The 19121-nt window shown below is 66.5% G+C and carries 15 protein-coding genes; 8 read left to right on the top strand and 7 right to left on the bottom strand.

Translation table 11 applies throughout. The annotated features are described in order from the left end of the window. Positions 1 to 13 precede the first annotated feature (13 nt). Together MasN3_RS10235 and MasN3_RS10230 are read right to left on the bottom strand one after the other, a co-directional pair. Positions 14 to 1333: a glycosyltransferase gene (locus MasN3_RS10235; protein ID WP_281913925.1), complete on the bottom strand. Its 1320-nt coding sequence runs from the start codon at positions 1331 to 1333 to the stop codon at positions 14 to 16. Then, on the bottom strand, positions 1330 to 2646 hold the full coding sequence (locus tag MasN3_RS10230) for a lipopolysaccharide biosynthesis protein (RefSeq protein WP_281913924.1): 1317 nt from the start codon (positions 2644 to 2646) through the stop codon (positions 1330 to 1332). The genes MasN3_RS10235 and MasN3_RS10230 overlap by 4 nt, the downstream gene beginning before the upstream one ends. Before the next feature lie 64 nt (positions 2647 to 2710). On the opposite strand from MasN3_RS10230, the gene MasN3_RS10225 reads away from it, so the two are divergent. From MasN3_RS10225 to MasN3_RS10215, 3 genes are all read left to right on the top strand, one after another. Continuing rightward, positions 2711 to 2866 carry a hypothetical protein gene (locus tag MasN3_RS10225; protein WP_281913923.1) on the top strand — a complete coding sequence of 52 codons (156 nt, stop codon included), beginning with the start codon at positions 2711 to 2713 and terminating at the stop codon, positions 2864 to 2866. Positions 2867 to 2947: 81 nt separating this feature from the next. Next, positions 2948 to 4084, top strand: coding sequence for a right-handed parallel beta-helix repeat-containing protein (locus MasN3_RS10220; protein ID WP_281913922.1), 1137 nt, complete (start codon positions 2948 to 2950; stop codon positions 4082 to 4084). A 195-nt stretch (positions 4085 to 4279) separates the two neighbouring features. Beyond that, entirely contained in the window at positions 4280 to 5647 is a 1368-nt protein-coding gene (locus MasN3_RS10215; protein ID WP_281913920.1) for a choice-of-anchor Q domain-containing protein, read from the top strand. Between the two features lie 82 nt (positions 5648 to 5729). Here the strand turns inward: MasN3_RS10215 and MasN3_RS10210 are convergent, their stop codons facing one another. Beyond that, positions 5730 to 7034 (bottom strand): replication-associated recombination protein A, encoded by a 1305-nt coding sequence (locus MasN3_RS10210; RefSeq protein ID WP_281913919.1) that lies wholly within the window; start codon positions 7032 to 7034, stop codon positions 5730 to 5732. A 148-nt stretch (positions 7035 to 7182) separates the two neighbouring features. Between MasN3_RS10210 and MasN3_RS10205 the strand changes: the two genes are divergently transcribed. Next, the gene (locus tag MasN3_RS10205; protein WP_281913917.1) at positions 7183 to 7731 is read left to right on the top strand and encodes a hypothetical protein; all 549 of its coding nucleotides are present in this window, start codon (positions 7183 to 7185) and stop codon (positions 7729 to 7731) included. A gap of 53 nt (positions 7732 to 7784) precedes the next feature. Here MasN3_RS10205 and lolA read toward each other — a convergent pair whose 3' ends face one another. Continuing rightward, the gene (gene lolA, locus MasN3_RS10200) at positions 7785 to 8420 is read right to left on the bottom strand and encodes an outer membrane lipoprotein chaperone LolA (RefSeq protein ID WP_281913916.1); all 636 of its coding nucleotides are present in this window, start codon (positions 8418 to 8420) and stop codon (positions 7785 to 7787) included. A gap of 103 nt (positions 8421 to 8523) precedes the next feature. Continuing rightward, on the bottom strand, positions 8524 to 11019 hold the full coding sequence (locus MasN3_RS10195; protein ID WP_281913914.1) for a DNA translocase FtsK: 2496 nt from the start codon (positions 11017 to 11019) through the stop codon (positions 8524 to 8526). 207 nt (positions 11020 to 11226) lie between these two features. On the opposite strand from MasN3_RS10195, the gene trxB reads away from it, so the two are divergent. From trxB to MasN3_RS10175, 4 genes are all read left to right on the top strand, one after another. Further along, positions 11227 to 12192: a thioredoxin-disulfide reductase gene (gene trxB / locus MasN3_RS10190; RefSeq protein ID WP_281913912.1), complete on the top strand. Its 966-nt coding sequence runs from the start codon at positions 11227 to 11229 to the stop codon at positions 12190 to 12192. 22 nt (positions 12193 to 12214) lie between these two features. After that, positions 12215 to 12874 carry a Smr/MutS family protein gene (locus MasN3_RS10185; protein WP_281913911.1) on the top strand — a complete coding sequence of 220 codons (660 nt, stop codon included), beginning with the start codon at positions 12215 to 12217 and terminating at the stop codon, positions 12872 to 12874. Positions 12875 to 12990: 116 nt separating this feature from the next. After that, the gene (locus MasN3_RS10180; RefSeq protein WP_281913910.1) at positions 12991 to 15171 is read left to right on the top strand and encodes an ATP-binding protein; all 2181 of its coding nucleotides are present in this window, start codon (positions 12991 to 12993) and stop codon (positions 15169 to 15171) included. Between the two features lie 152 nt (positions 15172 to 15323). Further along, complete coding sequence (locus tag MasN3_RS10175; protein WP_281913909.1) at positions 15324 to 15929, top strand: trimeric intracellular cation channel family protein; 606 nt, start codon at positions 15324 to 15326, stop codon at positions 15927 to 15929. Here MasN3_RS10175 and MasN3_RS10170 read toward each other — a convergent pair. Continuing rightward, on the bottom strand, positions 15926 to 17593 hold the full coding sequence (locus MasN3_RS10170) for an ATP-binding protein (RefSeq protein ID WP_281913907.1): 1668 nt from the start codon (positions 17591 to 17593) through the stop codon (positions 15926 to 15928). The genes MasN3_RS10175 and MasN3_RS10170 overlap by 4 nt on opposite strands. Then, entirely contained in the window at positions 17586 to 19064 is a 1479-nt protein-coding gene (locus MasN3_RS10165; protein WP_281913905.1) for an ATPase domain-containing protein, read from the bottom strand. Before MasN3_RS10165 ends, MasN3_RS10170 begins: the two co-directional genes overlap by 8 nt. Positions 19065 to 19121 lie beyond the last annotated feature (57 nt).

The following is a 19121-nucleotide window of genomic DNA, read 5'->3' as shown; positions in this document are numbered from 1 at the left end:
CGTGCGTGGCGCCTCAGCCGGCCACCCGGTCGCCGCCCTGCCCTGCCGCTGCCGCGGCCTGCGGCGCGCCGCCGGCGGCCGGCGCACCGGGCAAGCCGGCAAGCAGGCGCCCGAAGCGGTCGTAGTTGACGGCCGCGTTGAAACGCTCGTCCCAGAAGCGGCGCGCAGCGCGGCGCCAGGCGACGGCGGCGCCGCGGTCCTGGAAGCGGGCGATGGCGGCCGCGATGGTGGCCGCGTCGGCATCGGCCGGCACTAGTACGCCGTTGCCGCCGCCGATGATCTCCGCGCTGCCCCCGACGTCGGTGGCCACGATCGGGATGCCGGCCGAAGCGGCCTCCATCAGGCTCACCGGGATGCCTTCGCTGTCGCTCACGTTGACGATGAGGTCGAACCTGTCCTCGCGGTACAGGTCCATCAGTTCGGCCTGCGTGAGGTAGCCCTTGAACAGCGCCTGCGCGCGCGGCCCGAGGCGGCTTGCCGCATGGGCCTGCACCGCCTCGAGCAAGGGGCCGTTGCCGACGTGCGTCCAGCGCACCTGCAGCAGGGGATCGGCCGCCAGCAGCTGCGCGATGGCGTCGACCAGCAGGTGCAGGCGCTTGCTGGCGATGACGAAGGAGCAGGACACGATGCTCAGCGGGCCGGCGCCGGGCTGGTGGTTCAGGAAGCCCGGATCGTTGACCCCGAGCCGCGCGAGGTGGAATTTCGCAGCCAGATGCGCATAGTGCTGCTCCAGGTAATGCTTGCCGTGGTCGGAGATGCAGTAGATCGCGTCGACCTCGGCGATGATCTCGCGCCGCAGCCCGGCGTAGCCGGCAGGCTTGACTTCCTCGTACAGGTCGCCCCGGTGGGCGCGGCAGACCACCCGGGCGCTCCCGCCCGACGTCCGGCAGAAGCGCGCCGCCCCGAGGATTTCGGGCACCAGCCAGTAGAAATAGATGAGGTCGTAGCCGTCCTTGCCCGCGCGCGCCTGCTGCTTCAGGAAGCGCTCGAACATATTGGCCCGGTAGAGCGCGCGGACCAGTTCCTTGATATTCGCCAGCTTGCCGCGCCGCTTCAGGATCAGCCTGAAGTCGGACAGCCAGCGGTACTTGAACAGGCTCATCACGAGCGCGGCGAGCATCCGCGGCACCCGCAGCGCCCCCCAGCGCCCGTCCGCATAGGCCAGGTTGACCGGCTGCCAGGCCGGACGCGGCGCCGCGTCGCGGGAATAGAAGCCGGGTACGATCTCGATATGGCCGAGGTGGTGGGCGACGTGTTCGAGCTCGGCTGTAATAAAGGTCTCGCCATTCCCATACGGATACAGCGAGGTCACCATCAGCATCTTCTTCGTCATCCCTTGTCTCCTCCGGCCTGCGCGATACGCTTGGTCATGATGCGCCGGTACATGAACACCGTGTAAGCGGCCGTGGCCGTGAACGCCACGCTGGCGGCCAGCGCCGCCCCCCACATGCCGTAGGCCGGGATCGCCAGCATGCAGCCCACGCCATTGAGTACCAGGGACAAGGTGGCCCCCACGATGTTGACGCCCTGCCGGCCCATGCCCGCCAGCGAGTTGGCAATGACGTTCATGTAGCTCCAGGTGATAATTCCCGGTAACAGGACAATGAAGGGAAGGACGGCGCCCGCGTAATCCTTCCCGAAAGCCCAGGGAATCAGCACGGTGGATAGCCCCGCCGCCAGCACGCCCACCACGAGCGTGATCTTGAACACGGCCCGCGCGATGCGGCCCACCATCTGGCGCAGCGCCGCGGGCGTGCCGTTGGCCGCCGCCGATTCCGGGAACACGACCACCGATGCCGCGCTCGCGATCAGCCACAGCGCCTCGGCCAGCTGCACCGAGAGCGCGTAGATGCCGGCCGCGGATGGATCGAGCAGCAGGCTGACCGTATACAAGCCGACCCTGTAGTTGAGGAAAGTGATCACGTTGCTCAGGTGCGCCCGCAGCCCATAGCCGATCATCCGCGCCAGGTCGAGCGCGCCGCCGGGAGCTGCGGCCGGGTAGCGCCGCACCCGCGTTTCGCTGGCCAGCCACAAGGCGGCCTGGCTCAGGATATGGCAGCTCAGCACCGCGACGACGCTGATCGCGCCCGCGGCGCCCAGCGCCAGCACGCCCGCGCAGAAGGTGAAGGGCTGGATCAGCGCGGTCTTGTTGAAGGTGGTGTAGTCGCGCGCGCCCTGGATCAGCGATACGGTCCAGGCCGCCAGCAGCATGGCCGGGAACAGCAGACTGGCAAACAAGGCCGTGTCCTTGCTCGTGCCCGGCAGGTAGCGCCCGACCATGACGTCGCTGCTCAGCGCGAGCGCGAGCACGGCCACGCCCCACAGGGTGCAGGCCAGGATCCAGTTCACGCGGCGCATGGCCGCGGCATCCGGAGTTCCGCTGCTCATGTGGTAGACATGGCTGGAGGCCAGGCCCAGGTTCAGGACGGCGTACAGGGTTTGCGGCAGCAGCAGGGCCGTCACCAGGAGGCCGTTGTGGTGCGGGCCGAGCTGGCGCGTGGTGATCCACAAGGCGACGAAGTACAAGGCGCTCGAGAGCATCTGGCGCAGCATCGTCGAGCCGATGGCGGTCGAGAGGTTGCGGCGCGCGTCGGGGCTGCGGCCGAGTGGCAGCGACGCAAGCAGGCTCTTCATTTGGGTCAGCATAGGGCTTGTCGTCGCTGTCTTGGTGCTCGCTGTCGGATTCGGATGCGGATGAAGACGCCACGCCATGTGCCGCTTGCGCCAGCGCGTGCGCTTGCCTTGGCGCCTGCGCTTCATTATCCGGACCCGTCATCGCGACATGCTGCGCACGATCAAGCCGGCAAGCGTGGCGAATCAATTGCCAAAATTAAACAACGACGGAATGCAGGAATGCTCGGCCTAACGCAAGGTCCGCAATCGTGCGCCGGTTTAAGCTCGGGATCCCGGCGGCCACGGCGCCGCGCTCGTCCTATCGTCAGAGACAATGAACCTGCAAACCTTTCGGTATCCGCTGATCGCCTGCACCCTGCTGGTGGCCGGCCTCGGCCTCAAGGCATGTATCTCGCTCGAGCAGCCGGTCGACCCGCGTGCCCTGTTCGTCGCTCCCGGCGGAAACGACAACAACCCCGGCGCCGAAGGCGCGCCGCTGCAGACCATCGGCGCTGCCGCCCGGCGCGCGGTTCCGGGCAGTACCGTCCACGTCGCCCCCGGCACCTACCGCGAGAACATCAAGTCGATGAAGAGCGGCACGCCCAGCGCGCCGATCCGCTATGTCTCGACGGTCAAGTGGGGCGCCCGGATCATCGGAAGCGGCCTTGAGGCGGTCTGGGAAAACCATGGCGAGCACGTCGAGATTGCCGGCTTCGACGTCAGCGGCAGCGGACGTAACGGCATCCTGAACTACGGCTCCTGGGTGCGCGTGCTCAACAACCACGTGCATGACCTGACGGTCACGGGCGGCTGCAGCAGCAAGGGCGGCGGCGGCATCGTATTCAGCAACTACCAGGCCTCGGACGGCGAAATCAGCGGCAACCTGGTGCACGACATCGGCGAGCCGGGCACCTGCTCGGGTGTCCAGGGCATCTATTACTCCAACCTGCGCGGCAAGATCTACAACAACGTCGTCTATCGCGCCTCGGCATGGGGCATCCATCTCTGGCATGCCGCCAACAAGGTCGTCGTCGCGAACAACACGGTGTTCGCGAACGGTTCAACCACGACCGGCGGGGGCATCGTGCTGGGAACCGGCGATGCGCCGGGAAATGTGGTGATGACGGAAACCAAGGTGATCAACAACATCGTCGCCTACCATCCGCGCGCGTCGATCCGGCAATATTGCTATCCCGGCGAGTCCTGCATCGGCGCCGACAATCTCGTCGCGCACAATCTTGTTTTCGGAAATGCTGCAAAAATTGAAATGTTGGTTGGGAAAGATATTGGAACGATTACCCAAGATCCTCTGTTTGTCGATTTCCGACCTGATGGCAAAGGCAACTATCGCCTGCGCAAGGATTCACCGGCCCGCAAACGTGGGGTGGTTGCCCTTGCGCCCCCGACCGATATCGAAGGGGTGAGCCGGCCGCGCGCGCCCGCAGTGGACATCGGAGCTTATCAACACTGAGCGCCCGACTTGGCGGCCAAGGGCGCTCGCGCCTCTCGATATCGGTTAACCCTTTCATATCGCTTTCGCTTTCACATTCGAAACAGTTTTTGCGGAATTATTATCACCGGAAAATTTTTCTCCAAAAAAATTGAACTCCCGCAGTTTCCTGCTCTCAAAGGTTCGCTTTTACTTTTTTGAGAAGGAAACTCTCTAATGAAAAACGTAGTCAACTTTGCTTCGAATGCCCGCGTCAACGCACTCCTTTGCTGCAGCGCAGCCGTCCTGCTGACCGCCCTTGGCAGCACCGCCTACGCCGCCGACAACGCCATGGCATCCGAAGCGACTGTTGCCGCCGCGACGAGCTCGGTCGACCAGGTCACCGAACTCTACCGTACGCTGCTCGGCCGCGAGCCGGACACCGCCGGCCTCGCCTACTGGGCCGGCCACGTCAACAATGGCATGCCGCTGGACACCGTGCGCGTCGCCCTGATGAGCAGCCAGGAATATCAGAACCGCACCGACTCCACCGCCAAGACCTCGTTCTATCACCTGTACGTGGCCACCACCGGTTCGGACTCGAACCCGGGCACCCAGGCGCGTCCTTTCAAAACCATCAACAAGGCCGCCTCGGTCGCCAAGGCAAACACCACCGTGCACGTGGCGCCAGGCACTTACAACGGCAACGTCACGACCAGGCTCAGCGGCACCTCGAGCGCCCCGATCCGCTTCGTGTCCGACACCAAGTGGGGCGCCAAGATCGTCGGCACCGGCAAGGAAGTGATGTGGCTGAATAACGGCAGCTACGTCGAGATCAACGGCTTCGACATCAGCGGCCCGGGCCGCCTGGGCATCCAGAACATGGGTTCGAACACGCTGGTGACCAACAACCGCGTCCACCACATCACCGTCTCGGGCGGCTGCACGGGTTCCGGCGGCGCCGGCATCGTCAACGCCAGCTACACCAGCGCGGCCGGCGACATCATCGGCAACGTGGTGCACGACATCGGCAAGCCGGGCGGCTGCAACGGCGTTCAGGGTATCTACTCGTCGAACCGCGGCAGCAAGATCATGAACAACATCGTCTACCGCGCCTCGGCCTACGGCATCCACCTGTGGCATGCCGCGACCGATTCGACCATCGCCAACAACACCGTGTTCGCCAACGGCTCGAGCAGCATGGGCGGCGGCATCGTCACCGGGGTGGGCGACAAGCCGGGCAACATCCAGCTGAAGAACACGAAGGTCATCAACAACATCGTGTACAAGAACCCGCGCCAGGGCATCTCGCAGTACTGCTACTCGGGCCAGAGCTGCATCGGCTCGGGCAACGTCACCGCGAACAACCTGGTCTACGGCAACGGCTCGGCCATCTCGCTGCGCGTCGGCAGCGCTACCGGCACCGTCAACGCCGAGCCGAAGTTCGTCAGCTACAACCCGACCGGCACCGGCGACTATCGCCTGCAGAGCACGTCGCCAGCCGTGAACAAGGGCATCAAGACCGCCGCCCCGACGGTCGACATCGACAACGCGCTGCGTCCGAAGGGCGGCGCATGGGACATCGGCGCCTACGAGAACTACTGATTTCGAGGCCAGGCGGAACCAGAACGGCTCCGCCCCACCCTGCACAGCCCCGCGATGGCCAGCCCATCGTGGGGCTTTTTCGTCAGGACCCGCCGGCCTCGTCGTCGAGGCTGCGCAGGAAGGCGAGCTTGTCGGCGATCTTCGACTCCACCCCGCGCGGCACCGGCCGGTACCAGCCCGGCTCGCGCATCCCGTCCGGCAGGTAGGTCTCGCCCGCCGCATAGGCATGCGGCTCGTCGTGGGCATAGCGGTAGGCGTGGCCGTAGCCGAGTTCCTTCATCAGCTTGGTGGGCGCGTTGCGCAGATGGACCGGCACCTCGCGCGACTTGTCCTTCTTCACGAAGGCCATCGCTTCGTTGAACGCGTTGTAGCCGGCATTGCTCTTGGCGGCGATCGCCAGGTAGATCACGGCCTGGCCCAGGGCCAGCTCGCCTTCGGGCGAACCGAGGCGTTCATAGGTGGTGGCGGCATCGTTGGCGATCTGGAGGGCGCGCGGGTCGGCCAGACCGATGTCTTCCCAGGCCATGCGCACGATGCGGCGCGACAGGTACTTGGCGTCGGCGCCGCCGTCGAGCATGCGGCACAGCCAGTACAGGGCCGCGTCCGGATGCGAGCCGCGCACCGACTTGTGCAGGGCCGAGATCTGGTCGTAGAAATTGTCGCCGCCCTTGTCGAAGCGCCGTGCGTTGAGCGTCAGCGCGTTCTCGACGAACTCCGCGGTGATGCGGGTGACGCCGGCCGTGTCGCTCGAGGTCTTGGTCTGCTCCAGCAGGTTGAGGAAGCGGCGCGCATCGCCGTCCGCATAGCCGACCAGGGTATCGACCGCAACCTCGTCGAACGTCAGGTGCTGCAGCACGCGCTGCTGGGCGCGCTTCAATAGCTGGCGCATCTCCTCGTCGCTCAAGGCCTTGAGCACGTAGACCTGGGAGCGCGACAGCAGCGCCGAGTTGACCTCGAACGAAGGGTTCTCGGTGGTGGCGCCGATCAGGGTCACCAGGCCCGATTCCACGAAGGGCAGCAAGGCGTCCTGCTGCGACTTGTTGAAACGGTGGATCTCGTCGATGAACAGGATGGTGTGCTTGCCCTGCTGGAGGTAGTGCTCGGCCTGCTCGACGGCGGCGCGGATGTCCTTCACGCCCGAGAGCACCGCCGACAGCGCGATGAACTCGCAGTCGAAGGCATAGGCGGTCAGGCGCGCCAGCGTGGTCTTGCCCACGCCCGGCGGTCCCCACAGGATCATCGAATGCGGCTTGCCAGACTTGAACACCAGGTTCAGCGGCTTGCCGGGGCCGAGCAGGTGGCTCTGGCCGATGACTTCGTCGATGGTGCGCGGACGCAGGGCTTCGGCCAGCGGCGGGGCGGGCTCGTTCTTGAACAGGTCATCCATGATGCGCTCCCGGGACGCGCGAGGGAAAGGAGAAATAGTGCGAAGTGTTGTGCATGTGCCTAGTGTAGCCGATGCACGCGGCAGAGACGGTCGGCCCGGGCGGCGCCTGTCCTATAATGACTCCCCGTTTCCATGCCGGAGCCGCCCCATGAAGCATCCCGCGCCCGTCCTGATGGTCCAGGACGTCTGGTCCAGGTGGACCAAGGCCTCGCGCGCCGCCGCCGATGCCGGGCCGCGGCTGGCCGCGCCGCGCGAGCACACCCTGCCCATCTTGGGCGGCGGGGCCACGATCCGCCACGAGGTGGCGGCGCTGGAAGAAAACGGCTTCGTCCCGCGCCACCTGGTGCGCAGCCTGGACGATCCGGCCTGGGCCCACGACCGCCCTGCCCGGCCGGACAACCTGAAGGCCTGGCGCGTGGGCGACGGGTTCGCCGTGTCCCTGTCGCGGCCGTGGGACAGCATGCTCAGGACCAGGTGGCCGGCCTGGCTGGCCTCGCCCCTGTTCGAAGGCGGGCTGGGCGACGCGGTCCGGATCGACTGGAACGGGCGCTTTCGCGCCTCGGTCGCCGGTTCCAACCGCTCTTATTTTTACGAGGAGCACACGGTCTGGGTGACCCTGCAGGCTGCGCCGACCGGCGCCAGCTTCCTTGCGCTCGAACCGATCAAGCACATCGACCTGCGCACCACCATTTACTGAGACCGGGCCTGTCGACGTCAAGCGCGATCCTGCCGGGCGCCCGGCAGCGGGATTTACTGGTTGACGACGTCGGCGCCCTTCGGCACCGAGAAGGTGAACTGCTGGGCGCCCAGCGCCGGGTTGCGCTGGAAGTTGGTGAACTTCAGCAGCGAGACCTGGCCGAACTGGTCCTTCAGCTCCATCGCCACCGGCACCCCGCCCTTCAGGCCGATGCCGATCTGCTCGAAGGTGGTGTCCTTGCTCTTCGGTACCGCGGTCAGCCATTCGGCGCCGTCGCGCTCGCCGGCTTCCGAGAGGGTGAAGTTCTTTTCCAGGTCGTTGCTGCCGAACAGGATGGCGGCCGGCGACGAACCCAGGGCGTTGCCCAGCTTGCGGGTGCTGACCTGGTTCAGGTCCTTGTCGTAGATGTAGAGCGTCTCGCCATCGGCCTGCAGCAGCTGTTCATAGGGCTTCTGGTAGGTCCAGATGAACTTGCCGGGACGGGCGAACACGAACGTGCCGCTCGAGACCGGCGCCGCCTTGCCGCTCTTGGATTTGGTCAGCTGCTGCTGGGTGAATTCGCCCTTGGCCGACTTGGTGCTGGCGACGAAGCTCTTGAACTGGTCGAGGGCGGCGGCGCCGGCGTTGGCCGACAGGGCAAATGCGGTCGTTGCGATGAGTGCTGCGAATCGGTAAGTCGTGAATTTCATATACATTCCTCTTGTTGTGGCCTTGCCGCCGTACGTAGACCGCGTGGGGTGATGCGGTCCAGTGGACCGCATCACGACCCGCCCACATACGGTGACAGACCGGTTATTCGGCGGTCGTGGCCGGCACGAGGATGTCGCGGTTGCCGTTCGACTGCATCGGCGACACCATGCCGTTCTGCTCCATCTGCTCGATCAGGCGGGCCGCACGGTTGTAGCCGATGCGCAGGTGGCGCTGGACCAGCGAGATCGAGGCCTTGCGGTTCTTGAGCACCACGGCCACGGCCTGGTCGTAGAGCGCGTCGGATTCGCCGCCGCCCTCGCCCGCCGGGATGCCGTCGGCATTGCCCTCTTCCAGCGTACCGCCTTCCAGGATGCCTTCAATATAGTTCGGTTCTCCCAGCGACTGGAGATGTTTTACAACTCGATGCACTTCGTCGTCCGAGACGAAGGCGCCGTGCACGCGGACCGGCAGGCCGGTACCCGGCGGCATGTACAGCATGTCGCCCATGCCCAGCAGCGTTTCCGCGCCCATCTGGTCGAGAATGGTGCGCGAGTCGATCTTCGAGGAGACCTGGAAGGCGATGCGGGTCGGGATATTTGCCTTGATCAGGCCGGTGATCACGTCCACCGACGGCCGCTGGGTCGCCAGGATCAGGTGGATGCCGGCCGCGCGCGCCTTCTGCGCGATGCGGGCGATCAGTTCTTCCACCTTCTTACCCACGACCATCATCAGGTCGGCCAGCTCGTCGATGATGATGACGATGGTCGGCAGCTTCTCGAGCGGCTCGGGCGCGTCCGGGGTGATCGAGAACGGGTTCGGGATGTGTTCCTCGCGCTTGGCCGCCTCCACGATCTTGCCGTTGTAGCCGGCCAGGTTGCGCACGCCAAGCTTGGACATGAGCTTGTAGCGGCGCTCCATCTCGTTGACCGCCCAGTTCAGGGCGTGGCCCGCCTGGCGCATGTCGGTCACCACCGGCGCCAACAGGTGCGGGATGCCTTCGTACACCGACATCTCCAGCATCTTCGGGTCGATCAGGATCAGGCGCACGTCCGCCGGGTCGGATTTGTAGAGCAAGGACAGGATGGTCGCGTTGATGCCCACCGATTTACCCGAACCGGTGGTGCCCGCCACCAGGAGGTGCGGCATCTTGGCCAGGTCGGCGCAGACTGGTTTACCGGCGATGTCCTTGCCCAGGGCGACGGTCAGGCTTGATGCGCTGTCGCCATAGACCTTGGAACCGACGATCTCCGACAGGCGCACGATCTGGCGCTTCGGATTCGGCAGCTCGAGCGCCATGTAGTTCTTGCCCGGGATGGTCTCGACCACCCGGATCGAAGTCAGCGACAGCGAACGCGCCAGGTCGCGCGCCAGGTTGACGATCTGGCTGCCCTTCACGCCGGTGGCCGGCTCGATCTCGTAGCGGGTGACCACCGGCCCCGGGTAGGCGGCCACGACCTTGGCTTCGACGCCGAAGTCGGACAGCTTCTTTTCGATCAGGCGGCTGGTGAATTCCAGGGTCTCGACCGCCACCGCCTCCTGTGCCGGCGGGGCTTCGTCCAGCAGCGCCAGCGGCGGCAGGCCGCCGTCGCCCGCCAGCTCGTGGAACAGCGGGGTCTGCATTTCCTTCTGGGCGCGCTCGGATTTCGGCACGCTGGTCATCTGCGGCTCGATCTTGATCGACGGCACCGGGGCCTGGGCCGACGGCGCCGGCATGGCGAGCGAAGCCGGCGTCGACGGCGGCAGGACCTGGGGCACCTGAGGGGCCGCCTGGGTCGGCTCGGCGCGCGGCTCCAGCGACGGCTCGGCCTTGACGATCGGCGGCGGGGCCGGATGCTTTTCGGTGTACTTCTGGCGCTCGTTGACCACCAGCTCGTCGCGCTTGACGGCGGCCGCTTCGCCCTGCTTGCGGTCCTCGTGGTCTTCCATGCGCATGTGGAACCAGCCGATCGTGTTCTCGACCGACTCGCCGATGCGCTCGGCCACGGCCAGCCAGGACACCTGGAAGAACAGCGAGAAGCCCAGGCCGAACAGCAGCAGGAGCAGCAGGGTCGCGCCGGTGAAGCCGAAGGCGACGTGGGCCGAATGGCCGATCAGCTGGCCCAGCACGCCGCCGGCGGCGCGCGGCAGCTCGACGTTCCAGGACCACAGGCGCAGGTATTCCAGGCCCAGGCTGCCGGCCAGCATGATGGCGAATCCGGTCCAGCGCACGTACATCTCGCCGGCATGATGCGGCTCCTCGCTGACCGCGCCCAGCTTGTCGGTCAGGCGGCGCCAGCCCTTCCAGACCCCGCGCAGGAAGATCACGCCCCACCACCAGGCCGAGAAACCGAAGATGAACAGCAGCAGGTCGGACAGCCAGGCGCCGGCCTTGCCGCCCAGGTTGGCGATCTTGGGGACGGCATTGGCATGCGACCAGCCCGGGTCACCCTTGTTGTAGCTTAATAAAATAAGCACGAAATACAGGAAGGCCACGGCCATGGCGATCCAGCGCGCTTCCGACAGGAGTCGCGACAGCCGGCCAGGCAGGGGCTGGCGGGCGCGTGTGGATTGCGCAGTGCGGGTGTATCCGGAAGTGCTGGCTTGGCTGTTCTTGCTCATTGCTCGGTACTACGAAAGTGACATGGAAAGCGAAACAGAAGTGTTCGCTATCGACAATCCGCCCATTCTAAGCCATATACGGCTGGGCTGGCCTACGATTCATGCTCGTGTGCATCATCGTCTATAATCTGGTGTTGCAAACCGAGCCTTGATCTTTCTGAAGGCCGCCCCCAGTTTCCGCTTGTTCATCTCTTATTGAAGCCTCCCATGACTACTTCCAAACACGCCAAAGTCCTGATTCTCGGTTCCGGTCCTGCCGGCTACAGCGCAGCGGTGTACGCCGCGCGCGCCAACCTGAGCCCGATGCTGGTCACCGGCGTCGAACAGGGCGGCCAGCTGATGACCACGACCGACGTCGAGAACTGGCCGGGCGACCCGCTGGGCGTGCAGGGACCGGAGCTGATGCAGCGCCTGCTGCAGCATGCGGAACGCTTCAACACCGAGATCGTGTTCGACCACATCCACACGACCTTCCTGAACGAGAAGCCGATCCGCCTGCTCGGCGACAGCAACGAATACACCTGCGACGCCCTGATCATCGCCACCGGCGCCTCGGCCCAGTACCTCGGCCTGCCGTCGGAACAGGCCTTCATGGGCAAGGGCGTGTCGGCTTGCGCCACCTGCGACGGTTTCTTCTACCGCAACCAGGAAGTCGCGGTGATCGGCGGCGGCAACACCGCGGTCGAGGAAGCCCTGTACCTGGCCGGCATCGCCTCCAAGGTCACCCTGATCCACCGCCGCGACAAGTTCCGCGCCGAGCCGATCCTGGTCGACCGCCTGATGCACAAGGTCCAGGAAGGCAAGATCGTGCTCGAGCTGAACCACACCCTGGATGAGGTGCTGGGCGACAACAGCGGCGTGACCGGCCTGCGCATCAAGTCCACCGAGACCGGCACGGCCAAGGACATCGCCGTGCACGGCCTGTTCGTGGCGATCGGCCACAAGCCGAACACCGGCATCTTCGAAGGCCAGCTGGACATGCAGAACGGCTACATCAAGACCCGCTCGGGCCTGGAAGGCATGGCCACCGCCACCAACGTGCCGGGCGTGTTCGCCGCCGGCGACGTGCAGGACCACGTGTACCGCCAGGCAATCACCAGCTCGGGCACCGGCTGCATGGCCGCGCTCGACGCGCAGCGCTACCTGGAAGCGCTGGAAGACGACCCGAAATAAAGACTCACGGTACGATGGCGGCATGAAGGACTTTTCCGAGTTGAAGGGCTTGCGCGACAAGCTCAAGGAAGACGAGCGCCTGCGCGCCATCGAACGGGCCGAGCGCGAGAAGCGCGAGCGGATCGCGCGCGAACGCGCCGTGGAGTTCCGCGGCGCGATGCAGGGCGTCACCAAGATTCCCGAATCGGACCGCTACGTCTACCGTCCGGTGTACGTGGCCTCCGACCGCGCTTTCCGCGACCGTACCCCGCTCACCGAGGAGGAGGAAATCGCCGCGGTGCTGCGCGAGTCGCTGTCCGACGAGTTCGACGTCGACGGCCTGCTCGACGAGGACCCGTCGCTGAGCTACGCCCAGCCGGGCGTGGGGCCGGACGTGGTCAAGAAGCTGCGCAAGCGCCACTGGCCCGTGCAGGACGAACTCGACCTGCATGGCCTGAACCGCGACGGGGCGCGCGACGCCCTCACCGACTTTCTCCACCGCGCCAACCGGCGCGGCGTGCGCTGCGTGCGCATCGTCCACGGCATCGGCTACGGTTCCCCGCAAGGCCAGCCGGTCCTGCGCGGGATCGTGCACAGCTGGCTGGTGCAAAAAAGCGACGTCGTCGCCTTTTGCGTTGCAGGAAAGAAAGACGGCGGCCACGGTGCCCTGATCGTCCTGCTGCGCCCCGCCCTGCTCGAGTGAGCCGCCGCACAGAGTGCGACATGACACAACAATAATATGTGTCCTGATATGTATTAGATGTAAAATTCGCTCGACCGGCATTTTGCCGGAATTGACGAGAAGGGAATGGTGGCGAATTGAAGGGTACTACCGTGATTCCCATGGAGCACGGCCGTCAGGTCGACCTGCTGAACTGCGCCGACGAGCCGATCCACCTCCCCGGCTCGATCCAGCCCCATGGCGCCCTCCTCTTTTTCACCATCGACGGTACGCTGGAAGGCTGGAGCGCCAACGCCCCGGCCATGCTCGGCCTCGCACCCGAACTCGGCGCGCCCTATGCCGCACTCGACCTGCCGGCGGCGGCGCTCGAACTGCTGGTCGATTACCTCGGACCGGGCGAACCGGAAGTCACGCCGTCCATGGTTCCGGTCTGGATCGGCGATGCCGATTTCGACTGCGTCGTGCACGCCGCCTTCGGCCGGGTGATCGCCGAATTCGAGCAGCGCGAGGCCAGCACCGACGAAGTGGCGCTGTTCGCGGTGAAGGCGCATGCCTCGATCGACCGCCTGCGCCGCCAGAAGAGCATCGAAGGCCTGCTGTCGATCGCGGTGGACCAGATCCGCGCGTTCACCGGCTTCGACCGCGTGATGGCCTACCGTTTCCGCCCGGACGACAGCGGCGACGTGGTGGCCGAAGCCCGGCGCGGGGATATCGTGCCCTACCTCGGCCAGCGCTACCCGGCCTCGGACATCCCGGCCCAGGCGCGCCGCCTGTATGTGCTGAACACGCTGCGTTCGATCATCGATGTCGACGACACCATGGTGCCGCTGCTGGGCACGCCGGATGCGCTGCCGCTCGACATGAGCCATGCCGTGCTGCGCAGCGTCTCGCCGATCCACATCGAGTACCTGAAGAACATGGGCGTCGGCGCGTCGATGAGCGTGTCGATCGTCATCAACGGCCGGCTGTGGGGACTGATCGCCTGCCACCACATGGCGCGCAAACTCGTGCCCTACTCGATCCGCATGGCCTGCGACGTGCTGGCCCAGGTGATGGCATCGACCATCCACAGCATCGAGTCGCGCCTGGAAAGCGAGATGATCGAGCGCTCCGCCTCGACCCGCACGGAGCTGGTCGAAGACCTGCTGCTGGAAGACGATCCGCTCGAGACCTTCGGCCGCTTCTCCAACGCCGTTCTGGACGCGAACCAGGCCCAGGCCCAGGTCACCAGCTACTATCACAAGGTGCAGGTCCGGGGCGACCTGCCTCAAGAGCTGGCCGAGGCGATCATCGCCTCGCTGCCCGAGGGCGCGCACGAGGTGGTGGTGCGCGAGAAGCTGGACGACTGGCCGGAAGCGATCCGCGGGCGGCTCGGCAAGTGGGTCGGTTTGCTGGCCCTGCCCTTCGACCCGGCCGCCAACGGCTGGAATCTGCTGCTGCGGGTCGAACAGATCGAACAGGTCGCCTGGGGCGGCCGCCCCGAAAAGACCACGACCTTCGGCCCGCTGGGCGAGCGCCTGACCCCGCGCGGCTCTTTTGACGCCTGGTTTGAAACCGTGCGCGGCCACGCGCATCCCTGGGAAGCGACCATCCTGGCCAATGCGCGCCTGACCCTGGCCGAGCTGGTGCGCGTGATGACCTCGCGCCGCGCCCAGACCGAAGCCACGCGCGCCCAGTTGCTGGCCATGCTCGGCCACGACCTGCGCGACCCGCTCCATTCGATCAACATGGCCGGCATGGTGCTCGAGAAGGGCAACAGCCAGCCGACCCTGGGCAAGCGCATCCAGTCTTCCACCAGCCGCATGCAGCGCATGATCACGCAGGTGCTCGACATGAGCCGGATCGACGGCGGCCTGGGCCTGGGCGTGGCGCTCGAACCGGTCGACCTGACCGCCCTGGTGGAAGACCTGATCGACGAGGCGCGCCTGGCCTACCCGACCATCCCCTACCAGCTGACCTGCGACGAGCAGGCGATGGTGAATGCCGACAGCGGGCGGATGGCGCAAGTGCTGTCCAACCTGCTCAGCAATGCGCGCCACCATGGCGAGGTGGGCAAGCCGGTACGCGTCTGCGTGCGGGTGGAGGGCAAGGAGGCGGTGGTCGACGTCAGCAATGCGGGCGCCCCGATCGCGCCGGAACTGGTGGCGACGCTGTTCAACCCTTTCAAGCGCGCCTCGCTGAACAACCCGCGCAACCGCACCGGCATGGGCCTGGGGCTGTACATCGCGCAGCAGATTGTACGCGAGCACCATGGCGAGATCGCCTACCGCCACGATGGAAACGAGGTCATTTTCTCGGTGCGTTTGCCTCTGCTGTAGGGTGCACGGCTTCGCCGTGCGCGCGTCCAACTCCCGGACGCGCTGTGGCCGTGCTTGCCGGAGCTGAACGCGCGGTCGGCGGAGCCGACCACCCTACCGAAAATGTAGAGCGGCATGGTAGTCTAGCAACACTGTCCGCTCTTCATTACCGCATGACCCTCATCAAGTTCATCGAAATCATGGCGATCCTGGTCGGCGCCTTCTCCGGCTTCATCGAAGCGCGCCGCAAGCGCATGGACCTGGTGGGCGTCTTCACGGTGGCCTTCATCACCGCCTTCGGCGGCGGCACCCTGCGCGACATCCTGCTCGACCGCCGTCCCCTGTTCTGGGTCATCCACCAGGAATACGCGATCCTGATCTTCGTGCTGGCGCTGGTCGCCTCCCCCGTGATCCGCACCCTGCGCCACATCGTCTCGGAACGCCTGATCGTGATCGCCGACGCGGTGGGCCTGGGCCTGTTCTCCGTGGCCGGCGTGTCCGCCGCGCTGGCGGCCGGCATGCCGCTGTTCATCGCCTCGATGATGGGGGTGATCACCGGGATCTTCGGCGGCGTGCTGCGCGACATCGTCTGCAACGAGGTGCCGATGGTGTTCCGCGACGGCAAGCCCTATGCGATCTGCGCCTTCCTCGGCAACTGGCTGTATCTCATGATGGGCAAGTACGGCGTGGAGCCCGACTTCGCGCTGTGGTCGAGCGCCCTGTTCATCAGCGGGCTGCGCCTGCTTACCTGGAAGTTCGATTTGCGGATGGGGCGCTAGCCGCCCCGCTCCCCGCGCGCGGACAGCAGCCGCGCCAGTGCCTTGCGCAGCTCCTCCTGCGTGTACGGCTTGGCCAGGACGGTGATATGCAGGCCCTGCAGGCGCTCGGGGGCCAGCACATAGCCGCTCGCCAGCAGGATCGGCATCTCCGGATAGAGCGCGCGCACCTGGCGCGCCAGGCCGATGCCGTCCATCGCGCCCGGCATGACCACGTCCGAGAACAGCAGGTCGAAGCCGCCCAGCGGATGCTGCAGCGCCTGCGCGGCGTCGCGCGCCAGCTTGACCTCGCAGCCCAGGTTCTCGAGAAGCTCCATGGTGGTGTCGGCCACTTCGTCGTCGTCCTCGACGTACAGCACGCGCGCGCCCGACACCAGCGGCGCCGTGCTGTCCGGCTCGTCCTTGTCCTCGACCCTGTGCGCCGTGCTGCGCGGCAGCAGGATCGACACCTTCGTCCCTTGCGGCGAGCTGTCGATCCAGGCGGTGCCGCCCGACTGCTTGGCGAAGCCGTACACCTGGCTCAAGCCCAGGCCGGTGCCGGCGCCGACCGGCTTGGTGGTGAAGAAGGGATCGAAGGCCTGGCGCGCCACCTCGGGCGCCATGCCGGCGCCGGTATCGAGCACGGTGAGCCAGACGAACTCGCCGCTCAACTCCAGTTGCGGCAAGTCCGGCGACGGCAGGCCGAGATTGCGGGCCTGGATGGTCACCGCGCCGCCGTCCGGCATCGCGTCCTTGGCGTTGACGGCCAGGTTGAGCAGCGCCACCTCGAGCTGCGTCAGGTCGGCATCGGCCAGCCACAGGCCCGGTTCGACCTCCAGTCGCAGCGCGATCCGTTCGCGCAGCGACTGCTGCAGCAGGTCCTGCATCTCGTCGAGCTGGCGCGCGATGTCGAGCGCGCCCCCGCTCAATGCCTGGCGCCGTCCGAAGGCAAGCAGCTGGTGGGTCAGCTTGGCGCCACGCGAGGCCGCGCGCTGGATCGCATGCAGGGCGCGCTGCCAGCGTTCGCCGCCCGGCTCGACCAGCGGCAGCAGGGTGGTCGAGCCCTGGATCACCTGCAGCAGGTTGTTGAAGTCATGGGCCACGCCGCCGGTGAGCCGCCCGATCGCTTCCAGCTTGCGCGCCTCGTTCAGGGCGCTCTCGACGCGCTTGCGGGTTTCGGTTTCGGCGACCAGTTCGGCGGTGCGTTCCAGCACCCGCTGCTCCAGCAGCGTGGCCGCGCCCGACAGGGTCTGCATCTGGTCGCGCACCGTGTACTGCCAGGCGCGCGCCCGGCAGGCGGCGTCGAAGGCGCTGCGCAGGACGTTGGCGGAACCCGGCCGCCCCAGCACCGTGATATTCGCGAACTGGCGCAGGAAGTTCCATTGCAGGTGCGAGCCGCCGCTGCCCGCCTGTGCGCTGAGCACGATCAGCGGCATGTCCGACCATGCGGGCTGGGCCTGCAGCGCCGCGGCCAGCGGCGTGGCATGCGTCTCCAGGGCGTCGTCGGTCAGCAGCAGCAGCCAGACGCCGGGGTCGGCCACCGCGGCGGCCAGCTGCGCGCCGTCGGCACAGGGCCGCGCCTGCGCGCCCCACTCCGCCAGCAGGCCGGCCAGCGCCTGTTCGTCGTAGCCGAAGGGCGCGCAGATGGCGGCGACCACGCTGGCGCCGGGCTGGCGCGGGTCAGTCATGCTGCACCGGCGGCGGGGCCGACTCGTCCGGCGCGCTGCGCGGCACGCCGGTCAGCACGCCCTCCAGCGCGCCCAGCTGCGGGCCGACCGCGACACCGGCGCTGGTGAGGGAAAACTCGCGGATGCTGCTTTCATGGCGCCCGGGACGCTTCTTGACGATCGAGATCGCCTTGCGCACTTCGCCTTCGGCCTCGAAATAGCGCATCAGGATCACGGTGTCGCTGATGAAGGCGATGTCAAGCGGGTCGCCCACGTTGTCGAGCAGGCCGCTCTGGCCCACGATCAGGATCGACAGCACGCCCTGGTGCGACAGGTAGCTGAGCAGCTCGTGCATCTGCAGCATAAGCGCCTTTTCCTCGTGCATGGTCTCGAGATAGGAATTCAGGCTGTCGATCACGACCACGGCCGCGCCGTGGTCCTCGACCTGGCGCCGCACCTTCCAGATGAATTCTCCCGGCGAGATGCGCGAAGGATTGATGCGCTCCCAGTAAATGGTGCCGTTGCCGATCGCATCGGCGGCGCGCATCGACAGGCCGTTGGCCCGGTCGATCAGGGTTTCCCGGGACTCATCGAAGGCGAAGTAGGCGACGTGCTCGTTGCGGTCGGCCGCCACGTTGGCGTACTGCAGGGCCAGCGAGGACTTGCCGACCCCGGTGGGCCCGAGGATCATCACCGAGGTGCCGCGCATCAGGCCGCCGCCCAGCATCGCGTCCAGGGCCGGGATCTCGCTGGTGATCGTATCGCGGGTGCGCTCGCCCTTGTGCTCGTCCGCGATCAGGCTGGGAAACACGTACACCTCGCGCTCGGTGATGGCGAAATCGTGCCAGCCGCTCTGGAACTCGGCGCCGCGCATCTTGACCACCCGCAGGCGCCGGCGCGCCGCGCCGAATTCGCGTTCGCGCTGCTCCAGCGTGATCACGCCGTGCACCGTGCCTTGCAGGTCGTACTGGCGCGGTTCGTCGGTCAGGTCGTCCATCAAGAGCGTGGTGCAGTTCTGCCCCAGCAGGAAGCGCTTCAGGGCGACGATCTGGCGCCGGTAGCGCATCGGGTCGTCGGCGACCATGCGCAGTTCCGACATCGAATCGATCACCACCCGGCTCGGCGCCGTTTCCAGCACCGCCTCGGTGATCGCCGAGATGGTCTGGCCCAGTTCGACCTCGGACGGGAACAGCACGCTTTGCTGGCGCCCGAGCTGGGCTTCCGCCGGCACCACTTCGCGCAGCACGATGCCGTCCAGCGACCAGCCATGGCTGGTCGCGGTGGCGCGCAGTTCCTCGACCGTCTCGGACAGCGAGATGTACAGGCACTTCTCGCCCTTTTCCGCGCCGTCGATCAGGAAGCGCAGGCCAATCGTGGTCTTGCCGGTGCCGGGACGGCCCTCGACCAGGTGAATACGCTGTTTCGGCAAGCCGCCGCGCAAGACCATGTCGAGCTCGGGGATGCCGGTATGGATTTTTTCCAGGTCGCTCATGTCGTTCTCTCTGTTGTTGGTCGGTAGAGCGAGTTACAACACAAAACATGCCACTTA

This window comes from Massilia varians (assembly GCF_027923905.1).
Taxonomy (GTDB): domain Bacteria; phylum Pseudomonadota; class Gammaproteobacteria; order Burkholderiales; family Burkholderiaceae_D; genus Telluria; species Telluria varians_B.
Note: the sequence above shows the minus strand (reverse complement) of the source record. Positions and strands in the feature narration are given on the sequence as shown.

Coding starts and splice junctions, on each gene's coding strand:
- MasN3_RS10235 (WP_281913925.1), bottom strand. CDS start 1,333: ATGACGAAGAAGATGCTGATGGTGACCTCGCTGTATCCGTATGGGAAT.
- MasN3_RS10230 (WP_281913924.1), bottom strand. CDS start 2,646: ATGCTGACCCAAATGAAGAGCCTGCTTGCGTCGCTGCCACTCGGCCGC.
- MasN3_RS10225 (WP_281913923.1), top strand. CDS start 2,711: ATGTGCCGCTTGCGCCAGCGCGTGCGCTTGCCTTGGCGCCTGCGCTTC.
- MasN3_RS10220 (WP_281913922.1), top strand. CDS start 2,948: ATGAACCTGCAAACCTTTCGGTATCCGCTGATCGCCTGCACCCTGCTG.
- MasN3_RS10215 (WP_281913920.1), top strand. CDS start 4,280: ATGAAAAACGTAGTCAACTTTGCTTCGAATGCCCGCGTCAACGCACTC.
- MasN3_RS10210 (WP_281913919.1), bottom strand. CDS start 7,034: ATGGATGACCTGTTCAAGAACGAGCCCGCCCCGCCGCTGGCCGAAGCC.
- MasN3_RS10205 (WP_281913917.1), top strand. CDS start 7,183: ATGAAGCATCCCGCGCCCGTCCTGATGGTCCAGGACGTCTGGTCCAGG.
- lolA (WP_281913916.1), bottom strand. CDS start 8,420: ATGAAATTCACGACTTACCGATTCGCAGCACTCATCGCAACGACCGCA.
- MasN3_RS10195 (WP_281913914.1), bottom strand. CDS start 11,019: ATGAGCAAGAACAGCCAAGCCAGCACTTCCGGATACACCCGCACTGCG.
- trxB (WP_281913912.1), top strand. CDS start 11,227: ATGACTACTTCCAAACACGCCAAAGTCCTGATTCTCGGTTCCGGTCCT.
- MasN3_RS10185 (WP_281913911.1), top strand. CDS start 12,215: ATGAAGGACTTTTCCGAGTTGAAGGGCTTGCGCGACAAGCTCAAGGAA.
- MasN3_RS10175 (WP_281913909.1), top strand. CDS start 15,324: ATGACCCTCATCAAGTTCATCGAAATCATGGCGATCCTGGTCGGCGCC.
- MasN3_RS10170 (WP_281913907.1), bottom strand. CDS start 17,593: ATGACTGACCCGCGCCAGCCCGGCGCCAGCGTGGTCGCCGCCATCTGC.
- MasN3_RS10165 (WP_281913905.1), bottom strand. CDS start 19,064: ATGAGCGACCTGGAAAAAATCCATACCGGCATCCCCGAGCTCGACATG.